The sequence below is a fragment of the Sphingorhabdus buctiana genome (assembly GCF_042680825.1).
Taxonomy (GTDB): Bacteria; Pseudomonadota; Alphaproteobacteria; order Sphingomonadales; family Sphingomonadaceae; genus Sphingorhabdus_B; species Sphingorhabdus_B buctiana.
The window spans coordinates 32,456-42,277 of sequence record NZ_JBHUEL010000005.1 but is presented as its reverse complement, the minus strand read 5'-3'; the positions used below and the strand labels follow the sequence as shown (position 1 = coordinate 42,277).

Below are 9,822 nucleotides of genomic sequence, written 5' to 3'. Positions count from 1 at the left end.
CCCGCTCGCATTCGAGGCCAAGGTGGCATAATGAGATAGGTGACCGGCACGAAACCGTTACAAGTCCAGCTGTTGATGCCTGCGTTACCGGTTAGGGCCTTGCTGACCAATGCTGTCAACTGCCGGTCGAGCGCACGCAAATTGCCTGCCCCGCCCACTGCCTGGCGCGCTTCTTTGAGGCTGGTCTGGAGTTGGTTGAAGACGGTCACGAAATCGGAAACTGTCTGCTTCAGGGCATCTGCGGGCCGCACGCTGCCAAGCGAAACCGCCACGCCAATCTCAGCCTTTTTGAGCGTCAGGGAAACACCCGGCACGATGTCAGTAATCGTGTTGGTGGGCCGGTTATACTCGACGCCATCGACGCGGATGATGGCATCGCTCGCCGGCTGCGACAAGGTGAGGCCGCCGACCAAGCCAGCCAAGGCTGGGTCCGCGCCAGTATCCGCAGCAAGCGAAAATGCCTTGGCAGTGCCGGTCTCACCCTTCAGCACCAGACGGAACTGACCCTGATCGCTCACAACCGAAGCCCGGACCCCGCTTCCGGTCGCGTTGATGGCATCGGCAAGCCCGGCCAGGCTGTTGTTGCTCGCGGTGATGGTCAGGTTGTGCGCCACGCCACCTACTGTCAAAGTCAGGCTGCCAAGGCCATAGGCGGCCGATAGTTCAGACGCCTTGGCCTGCTGCGCATTGACCGCCTGCACTGCGTCGGACAGCGACTGGGTGAAACTGGACGGTGCCTGCGATTCAAGCCCTGCAGCACGCTGAAGGGCCTGGTTCTGCGAAACAATGGCCGCGCGCATTTGCAGCAGCCGGTTCTGGTCGATTGCGTTCATTTCATATCCTGGCCTGACACGCACTGACCTAGGCAATTTGCATGCCATTCAATTAAAACCATATATAATCAGTAATTTATGGGAATAGTCTGGGCGCCAAATGGCTGTGATGACGGATTTTCGACGCCCGCGATTAAAGCCGGAACAGCTCGCGCCGTTACAGCTTTCGTGGCCGCTTCGAACGCAGCAGCCAAGCCGAAAGGAACTTCAGATGACCGTAATCAATACCAATGTCAGCGCGCTTCGTGCGCAGAACAGCTCGCGCGTTGCGGGCAACATGCTTGGCACCGCGATGGAACGCCTGTCGACCGGCAAGCGCATCAACAGCGCCAAGGACGATGCAGCCGGCCTAGCCATCGCCACCCGTATGGATGCCAAGGTGCGCGGCCTCAACCAGGCCATCCGCAATGCCAATGACGGCATTTCGCTGGCGCAGACCGCCGAAGGGGCAATGGGCGAAATCTCCAACATCCTTGTCCGTATGCGTGAACTCTCGGTCCAGTCGGCTAGCGGAACCGCAGCCGCATCGGATCGCACCGCTATCCAGACCGAAGTCACCGAACTGCTCGGTCAGATCGACGACATTGCCGGCCGTACCGATTTCAACGGTTCGAACCTGTTCAACGCAGCTACCACCTTCAACATCCAGACCGGTGTTGAGAGCGGCGAATCCGTTGCCATTGCTTTTACCAGCATGAACGCAACCGGCCTTGGCGTGGACGCGATCGACATGTCGACGGCGGGCGGCGCAGGCACCGCGATGAACCTGATCGACACCGCGATCGATTCGGTTGCCACCGCGCGTGCAAATCTTGGTGCTGTCCAGAACCGCCTGGATGCGACGGTGAACAACCTGACGTCGACCGCGACCAACCTCTCCGAATCCAAATCGCGCATCGCCGATACCGATTTCTCTGCGGAATCGACCAAGCTGGCGGCAGCGCAGATTCTTTCGCAGGCATCGACTGCGATGCTGGCGCAGGCCAACCAAAGCCAGCAGGGCGTGCTGAACCTGCTTCGTTAATCCAGAGCCCACTGGGCGGCGGAGACTGGTCCTCCGATGCCCGCAAAGCGACACCCCGGCAGTGCGACCTGCCGGGGTGTTTTTTGAGTCAGCAGTCGCACAAACCGGCTATTGACCGGAGGAACGTGCGACCCTATAGGCCGCCTCCTGTCCGGCGGCTTGCCCCGGACTCGCAAGGTTGGCGGAGTAGCTCAGCTGGTTAGAGCGGCGGAATCATAATCCGTAGGTCGGGGGTTCAAGTCCCTCCTCCGCTACCATTCCTTGATCCGGAAGCTTCCACTAGCTTCCGCATTTTTCCAAAAATCGAAAGAAAAGCAGAGGTTTGCGGGTGATTCGCGTCCGCATGCGCCCATGGTCTTCCACATGCAGCCAGATTTGGTTTGGGGGTATTTTGGGGGTATTTTCGCGGAGTGTCGGAAAGGAGCGATACCCCCAATGCCTCTCACGGAGACTCAGGCCCGAAATTCCAAGCCAAGTGATCGCGCCTACAAGCTGGCCGACGGGGAGGGCCTATTCCTGTTCGTCCAGCCGAACGGATCAAAGTTGTGGCGGATGAAGTACCGCTTCGCAGGCAAGGAGAAGTTGCTCTCGTTCGGCGCTTACCCAGACCTCGGGATAGCTGCAGCGCGTGCCAAGCGCACAGCCGCAAAGGCGTTGCTAGCCGAGGGCAAGGATCCAATGAAATCCAAGGGGGAAGTGATCTCGCAGGAGGGTGCCACTTTCTTTGATGTCGCAAAGCGCTGGCATGAAAATCGAAAGAGCGCGTTGAATGCCGCGCACGCCGAACGCGTCTGGTCGCGCATGGAAAGGGATGTCTTTCCAGCCATCGGCGAGAAACTCGTTCATGAAATCACGGCGCCCGACGTCCTGGCAATGATACGCAAAATCGAAGCAAGAGGCGCGCTCGATATCAGCCGGCGTGCGAAGCAAGGGGTGGGGCAAGTCTTCCAGTTCGCAATCGCGTGTGGCCTGGCCTCGAATGATCCGACGACACATCTGCGTGGGGCGCTAAAGCCGCGACCACGAGTGAAGCATATGAGCCGTCTGCCGCTCAGCGAATTGCCCGCATTCATCGAGAAGCTGCATGCCTACCAGGAAGAGGGCGAACGGCGGTCCTCAATCACCCGTGACGCAGTTCTCTTTGCGCTCCTGACTTGGGTTCGAACGAAGGAGCTCCGCTTCGCCGCCAAATCCGAGTTCGAAGACCTCGGCGGCAAATCACCTGTCTGGCGCATACCGGCCGAGCGAATGAAGATGGGACGAGAGCATTTGGTGCCCCTCTCGCAGCAGGCAACGCACATCGCGAAATCCATGATAGCAGCAGCGCCTGGCGAGTTTCTCTTCCCGGGTAATGGCCCGAACAAGCCGCTTTCAGAGAACACAATGATCTACGCGCTCTATCGCCTCGGATACCACAGTCGCCAAACCGTACACGGCTTCCGGGGCTTGGCGAGCACCTGGGCCAATGAGCAGTTGGTCGAGTTCGGCAAGCCGCCCATGTGGATCAGGAAATACCATGAGGATTGGGTCGAACTACAGCTCGCGCATTCGGAGAAAAACGACGTGCGTGGAGCTTACAATGCCGCTGAATACCTGGCTCCCCGGCGCCGGATGATGCAGGACTGGGCTGACTATCTGAGCGGCGGGAAGGTGATCGACATCAAGAAGGCAGGGAAGCGCGCAGCCTGATAACTATGGCTTCGATCAGACCGGTCCAATCCAGTCTCTGCGCGCAAACGATCTCGACCTGCGACAACCCCCTCGACAATCACCGCTGATCCGACGAATTCGCATTCGGGTTCTTCGCTCTCGATGATCCAGACGACTTCGTCTGTCGTGGTCAGGAACAACCCGCGTCTACCACGGCTCAAAATTCCCGAGACGCGTATTCGACCCACGCTCACAACGTCCCCCGTTCAAAACCGCCAATGGCGCAGCACTTCACGCACATAGGCCGGCGTCTCGCCATTGCGAGGAATACCGCCTGCGCGCTCGACGGCACCTGGACCTGCGTTGTATGCGGCGAGGGCCAGATGAACCACCCCGAACTTGTCCAGCATCTGGCGTAGGTATCGGGCCGCACCCAAGATGTTCGCCTTGGGATCGAAGCGATTTGAAACGCCAAGGTCCCGCGCTGTCCCTGGCATCAATTGCCCCAAGCCTGCGGCCCCGGCCTTGCTGATGGCCATCGGATTATATCGTGATTCCGTCCATACAAGAGCGTCGAGAAGGCCGCTTGGTAGCGAGTATTGAGCCTCAGCAGCGTAAACATGAGGAAGGTAGCTTGCCCGACGGAATCCCGATGGCGCGCTGCCTTGGGGCTTTGGATATCGATAGGGCAAGTAGGTTCGACCCGCATCGGTAGCCGGCGGCTCGGACGAGGCCGTTGGAGGCTTTCTCCAAATGCCATGTTCGACGAGAAGGAAGCCATCAGTCCCTTCTGCAACGCGGAAGCCGTCGGTCGTCAACTCCGAGGCAACGGTCATCTGAGGGGGCTCCATCTCCTGCGCGTTAGCGGGGAGGACGGACCCAAATCCTGTCGTTGCCCCTGCAACTACTGCCCATTTCAGTCTCATTCCCGAATCCTTTGGTGGTCGAATCGGGAAAGAACATATATAGAACATCTGATGTAGGAAAATGAAACGTCAGCGACGCAGAGCGGAGGCTGCGCGGGTGGAGGCAAGTTACGATGGAGATGCCCCCATGCACCAACACCGATCATCCCAATTCCAAGGTCTGCAACTGGAAAACAGCGCGCGCAAGATAGTCGAGCAGCTGGGCGGTGCCTGGTCGCGTTCGCGCGGAATGTGCTGCTGCCCGGCCCACGACGATCGCACTCCTTCGCTAAGCATCACACTCGGAAAGCGCGCAATTCTTGTTCATTGCTTTGCCGGCTGCACGAACGGGGCGGTGATAGAAGCCATGGCCGGGCTCGGAATACGAATTGCGGACCTGTTCGATGGCACGAGTGGTCCGATCGTGGCCGAACCGCGCGAGGAAGTCGCCAATCGCAATGCGCTGAGGCTCTGGCGTGAGGCGTCGACCATCGCTGGCAGCCCCGCCGAGAAGTACCTTGTGTCCAGAGGCATCACGATTTCTTCGCCGGAGCTGCGTTTCCACCCGCATATGCCGCTGGGGCCAAAGGGTGCTGTCCAGTTTCTACCCGCGATGGTGGCGGCCGTGCGCAATGATGCCGGAATTCTGTCGCTGCACCGCTCCTTCCTTGACCTCGACAAAACCAGCTTGGCTTCTTTCGATCAGCCCAGGCGTGCGTTAGGCAGCCCCGGTTCTGGGGCGGTGCGTTTCGCGTACCCGCATGGAGGACGCCTTGGCCTCGCAGAGGGAAACGAAACGACCCTCTCAGCGATGCAAATGTTCAAGGTTCCCTGCTGGGCGACGCTGGGAAACGAACGCTTCGGCTTGGCCACAATCCCGGAATCGGTGCACCAGCTGTATCTCTTTGTCGACAATGATGCGGGTGGGCACCTTGCTGAAGAGCGTGCGCGAGAGGCCTACGCTTGCGAAGGGCGGCTGATTGTCACCAGGCGTCCGGAGCTAACCGGCGACGACTGGAATGATGTGCTCATGCGCTCAGTCCGAGCTGCGGTCTGAATGTCGGTGAGAGGAAAGCGGGCTTGGGGCCTTGTGAGGCCCCCGGGCGGATTTATCCGAACGGACACCCGGACAAACCCAGGGCCTCTTCAGGAGGTCTCTCATGTCACACGCAAATACCGCTTTCGCATTCTCCGATCCCGCCGAGCCGCCAGTGCTGGCAGCGGCGAGGGCGCTGGCCGCCCGGCTCGCTGCAGATCAAGCAATTTCACGGCTCACTGTGAATGCAACGATGGCCGATCACTTCGGCGGTAGCGACGCCGAAGGACGCTGGTCCGTACGCGATGCCCATGCGGCACTTGAATTGGCGCAGGTGTTCTTTCTGGCGCAGGCGACCGAATTCTCACCTGCAATGTCACCCAGCTTTGCCGATGAGGCTTTCACGCGCCTTGAAGGTCTGGTCCCGACCCAGTCCAACCGGAGCGACGAGCAGATCGAGTGGCAACAATTCGCGACGCCGCCCCGTCTGGCCTGGATGGCTGCAAAGGCATGCGCGATTTCTGCCGCTGAACTGGTTCTCGAACCGTCGGCCGGGACCGGGATGCTGTGCGTATGGGCAGCAAAAGCAGCTGCGCGTCTCGCTCTCAACGAAATATCGCCGCTGCGCCGCGAATGCCTGGGCGCCGTGTTTCCAGAGGCGACAGTCACGGGATTTGACGGGGAACTGATCGACGAACTTCTCAAGCCCGACGTGGGTCCGAGCGTGGTGCTGATGAACCCGCCCTATTCACACGGAATCGAAAGGGGCCACGATAGTCGCACTGGCGATCGGCACTTGCGTTCTGCCTGGAAGCGCCTTCTGCCCGGTGGCCGCCTGGTCGCAGTGATGCCCGAATGGTTCGAGCTTCCGAAGTTTCTTGTCGGGATCGCCGGTCCCGTCTCGTTGCGCCTCAACGCGACGATCGAGCGCGGTTTCGTCAAGCAGGGCACATCTATCTCAACCCGGCTCTTGGTTCTCGACAAGGCTAAGGATGGTACCAGCCCGATCATCGCCCAGCCGGCAAACTTTGCCGAGCTTCATCTGCTGATCGATATGCTGCCTGACCGGGTAAGCCTGCCCGCCGAGCCCAGCATCGGCATCAAGCCAGCATTGCCGCTTCGGCTGGTTGCGAACAGGACGAAACCAGTTCCACTTAAGGTCCATCCAACCGCTGCGGCGCCGTCGATCCTGCCGCTTGATTTTACTCCGCTCGAAGCACCTGCGCCGATCGAAAGCCAGGTTGGGCATTATTTGCCCTACCGGCCGAGCCGGATCTCAATTGCAGATGCGGTCCCGCATCCGACCCCGCTGGTTGAATCCGTTGCGATGGGTTCGATAACCGCACCCGTGCCCGAAGTGGTGCCTCAGCTTCCGTCGAGCCTCATTGCTGGGGGCGTCCTTTCCGCTGCGCAGGCCGAGACCCTGATCTATGCCGCAAGCGCGCATGCCCGCGATCTGCCGGGACGGTTTGAGCCCGACGACAAGGGCTGCGCCTTGAAGGCGAGCGCCGACGGGCACGCCTACCGCATGGGCTACTTTCTTGGTGACGGAACTGGTGCAGGGAAAGGACGGCAGGTCGCTTCCGTCATCCTCGACCGGTGGGTGAGGGGCGAACGGCGCCACATCTGGATTTCCAAGAACGAAGCTTTGCTCGAAGATGCCCGCCGCGACTGGACCGCGCTCGGCGGCCTTCCCATCGACGTCCAGCCCCTTGGCCAATGGAAGCTCGGTGTCCCGATCGGGATGCGCGAAGGCATACTCTTCGTGACTTATCCGACACTACGCTCGGGCCGCAGCGACGCGACACGGCTCGAGCAGATTCTCGAATGGGCTGGGGAGGACTTCGACGGGCTCATTGTCTTTGACGAAGCCCATGCGATGGCCAACGCCGCTGGCGGGGAAGGCTCACGTGGTACGGTCAAAGGATCGGAACAGGGCATTGCCGGTGTTCGCATCCAGAATCTGCTGCCTCGCGCCCGCGTGCTCTACGCATCGGCGACCGGGGCATCCGACGTCAATAATCTCGCCTATGCCACCCGTCTTGGCCTGTGGGGTCCCGAGACGGCTTTTGCCAATCGCGAAGCCTTCGTCGCAGACATTCGCGATGGCGGTATCGCTGCAATGGAACTGGTCGCCCGTGATCTGAAGTCACTTGGACTGTACGCGGCGAGGGCACTTTCATTCGCCGGAGTTGAGTACGAGATTCTCGAGCATTGCCTGACCCCCGACCAGGTAGCGGTTTATGACGCCTATGCAGACGCCTGGGCAATCATTCATGCCAACCTGCGCGAAGCTCTCGAGGCAACGCGGATCGTCGACGCTGACAGTGGCGATACCCTGAATTCAGGTGCCAAATCGGCTGCGCTTTCGGTGTTTGAAGGCACCAAGCAGCGCTTCTTCGCGCAGCTCCTTCTATCCATGAAGCTGCCGAGCCTGCTGCCTGCGATTGATGCGGCACTTGCCGACGGCAACGCTGTTGTAGTGCAACTCGTCTCGACCGCCGAAGCCATGCTCAACCGCCGCCTCGCTGATCTCTCCGATGCGGAACGTGAAGCACTCGAAATTGATCTCTCCCCCCGCGAATACGTGGTCGATTACCTCACCAAAAGCTTTCCGGTGCGGTTGATGGCCGTGTTTACGGACGAGAATGGCCATGCCCGGTCCGAACCGATGAGTGATGAGAACGGTGCCCCTGTTCTCTGTCGTTCGGCGCTTGCCGCGCGCGATGGCATGATCGAGCAGCTCTGTGCCTTGCCGCCGATCGCGACGGCGCTCGATGCGATCATCGAACGGTTCGGTGTCGATCAGGTCGCCGAAGTCACCGGCCGTACCCGCCGCCTGATCGTCGGGCGCGATGGACGCCAGGTGCTCCAGTCGCGCTCTCCGCGCGCCAATGTCGCCGAAACGCGAGATTTTATGGACGGGACAAAGCGGATTCTGGTTTTCTCTGATGCCGGTGGCACCGGCCGCAGTTATCATGCCGACCTTGCGGCAAAGAACCAGATGCGCCGGGTCCACTTCCTGCTTGAGCCGGGCTGGCGGGCCGATGCCGCAATCCAGGGCCTTGGCCGTACCAACCGCACCAATCAGGCATCGGCCCCGCTGTTTCGCCCGGTGACCACCGATGTGCGTGGCGAACGTCGGTTTATTTCGACCATTGCACGTCGGCTAGACAGCCTCGGCGCACTGACCCGCGGGCAGCGCCAGACGGGTGGGCAGAACCTCTTCGATCCTGCCGACAATCTCGAGAGCACATACGCCAAGGAGGCGCTTCACCGCTGGTTCGGCCTGTTGTTCGAAGGCAAGCTGGAAGCCGTTACGCTTTCTCGGTTTGAGGAATTGAGCGGGCTCAGGGTCGAAGGATCCGACGGCGGGATGGTCGATGACCTGCCAACAATCCAGCGCTGGCTCAATCGCATCCTCGCGTTGCCGATTGTTTTGCAAAACGGCATATTTGACGAGTTTCTCGGCCTCGTCGAAGCGCGGATCGATGCAGCACGCCAGGCCGGCACGCTCGACATTGGGGTCGAGACCATTGCGGTAGAGCATTACGAGGTGGTGACCGACACGCTACTGCGCACCGATGCGCTGTCGGGTGCGACTACGCATCTCCTGGAACTCGAGATCGCCCGCGCTCTCAAGCCTTTGCGTCTCGAACGCCTCGAGGAACTCTACGGCTTTTCAGGTGCGCGTCAGCAACTTCTGCGTAATGCGCGCTCAGGCCGGATCGGGCTGCTTGTCCCGGCGCGTAGTCTGCTCACCGACGAAGGTATGCGTGTGGCCCGCTTCGAGCTTGTCCGTCCCTTGAAGCATGGGCACATCACCGCCGATCAACTCGAGGAGAGCAACTGGGAAACGGTGGATCCAACCGAATTTCGCCGCCTGTGGCAGGAGGAGGTCGATGACGCCGCCTCAAATCACAAGCGCGAGCGCCTCCATCTTGCAACCGGCCTACTGCTTCCGGTGTGGGACAAACTCCCTTCCGACTATGTTCGCGTCAGCCGGATTTCGGCGCGAGACGGACGCTCGCTGTTAGGCCGGGAGGTTCCGCTCCATTGCGTGCCCGAACTATGCCAGGTGCTTGGTCTTGAAGACGAACATGCCTTCTCGGCAGAGCAAGTCGTCGATGCGGTGATCGGGACCGGGCGGCCGATGCAAATCAAGAGCCGCGAAGCGCTCACGCTCAAGCGCAGCCTCGTCAACGGCGCGCAGCGGCTCGAACTGGCAGGTTGGTCGGCGTCGCGCCTCGACTGGTACAAGGCACATGGGTGTTTCACCGAGATCATCCGTTATCAGACGCGGCTTTTCGTTCCGACCACGAACGCAGTGGCGGTCTTGGCGCGGCTTGCAATCTGATTTTGACGAACCTTGCC

7 protein-coding genes and 1 tRNA gene are annotated in these 9,822 nt (G+C 60.5%); 5 read left to right on the top strand and 3 right to left on the bottom strand.

The genetic code is table 11. From position 1 onward, the window contains the following. On the bottom strand, positions 1–833 hold an 833-nt coding region (fliD, locus tag ACFSAG_RS07155; RefSeq protein WP_381512896.1), incomplete at its 3' end, for a flagellar filament capping protein FliD. 211 nt (positions 834–1,044) lie between these two features. Between fliD and ACFSAG_RS07150 the strand changes: the two genes are divergently transcribed. The 3 genes from ACFSAG_RS07150 (at position 1,045) to ACFSAG_RS07140 (ending at position 3,546) form a co-directional block, all read left to right on the top strand. After that, entirely contained in the window at positions 1,045–1,857 is an 813-nt protein-coding gene (locus ACFSAG_RS07150; protein WP_381512893.1) for a flagellin N-terminal helical domain-containing protein, read from the top strand. Positions 1,858–2,037: 180 nt separating this feature from the next. Continuing rightward, positions 2,038–2,114: transfer RNA gene (locus ACFSAG_RS07145), tRNA-Met, on the top strand. Positions 2,115–2,292: 178 nt separating this feature from the next. Further along, a complete protein-coding gene (locus ACFSAG_RS07140) occupies positions 2,293–3,546 on the top strand; it encodes a tyrosine-type recombinase/integrase (RefSeq protein ID WP_119084639.1) in 1,254 nt (417 codons plus the stop codon). Here ACFSAG_RS07140 and ACFSAG_RS07135 read toward each other — a convergent pair. Together ACFSAG_RS07135 and ACFSAG_RS07130 are read right to left on the bottom strand one after the other, a co-directional pair. Then, entirely contained in the window at positions 3,489–3,755 is a 267-nt protein-coding gene (locus ACFSAG_RS07135) for a DUF5818 domain-containing protein (protein WP_234782575.1), read from the bottom strand. The genes ACFSAG_RS07140 and ACFSAG_RS07135 overlap by 58 nt on opposite strands. Before the next feature lie 18 nt (positions 3,756–3,773). Then, on the bottom strand, positions 3,774–4,433 hold the full coding sequence (locus tag ACFSAG_RS07130) for a lytic transglycosylase domain-containing protein (protein ID WP_062912957.1): 660 nt from the start codon (positions 4,431–4,433) through the stop codon (positions 3,774–3,776). Positions 4,434–4,560: 127 nt separating this feature from the next. Between ACFSAG_RS07130 and ACFSAG_RS07125 the strand changes: the two genes are divergently transcribed. Then, positions 4,561–5,469, top strand: coding sequence for a DUF7146 domain-containing protein (locus ACFSAG_RS07125; protein ID WP_062913024.1), 909 nt, complete (start codon positions 4,561–4,563; stop codon positions 5,467–5,469). 103 nt (positions 5,470–5,572) lie between these two features. Next, a complete protein-coding gene (locus ACFSAG_RS07120) occupies positions 5,573–9,805 on the top strand; it encodes a strawberry notch-like NTP hydrolase domain-containing protein (RefSeq protein WP_381512887.1) in 4,233 nt (1,410 codons plus the stop codon). Positions 9,806–9,822: the final 17 nt, after the last annotated feature.

Coding starts and splice junctions, on each gene's coding strand:
- ACFSAG_RS07150 (WP_381512893.1), top strand. CDS start 1,045: ATGACCGTAATCAATACCAATGTCAGCGCGCTTCGTGCGCAGAACAGC.
- ACFSAG_RS07140 (WP_119084639.1), top strand. CDS start 2,293: ATGCCTCTCACGGAGACTCAGGCCCGAAATTCCAAGCCAAGTGATCGC.
- ACFSAG_RS07130 (WP_062912957.1), bottom strand. CDS start 4,433: ATGAGACTGAAATGGGCAGTAGTTGCAGGGGCAACGACAGGATTTGGG.
- ACFSAG_RS07125 (WP_062913024.1), top strand. CDS start 4,561: ATGCACCAACACCGATCATCCCAATTCCAAGGTCTGCAACTGGAAAAC.
- ACFSAG_RS07120 (WP_381512887.1), top strand. CDS start 5,573: ATGTCACACGCAAATACCGCTTTCGCATTCTCCGATCCCGCCGAGCCG.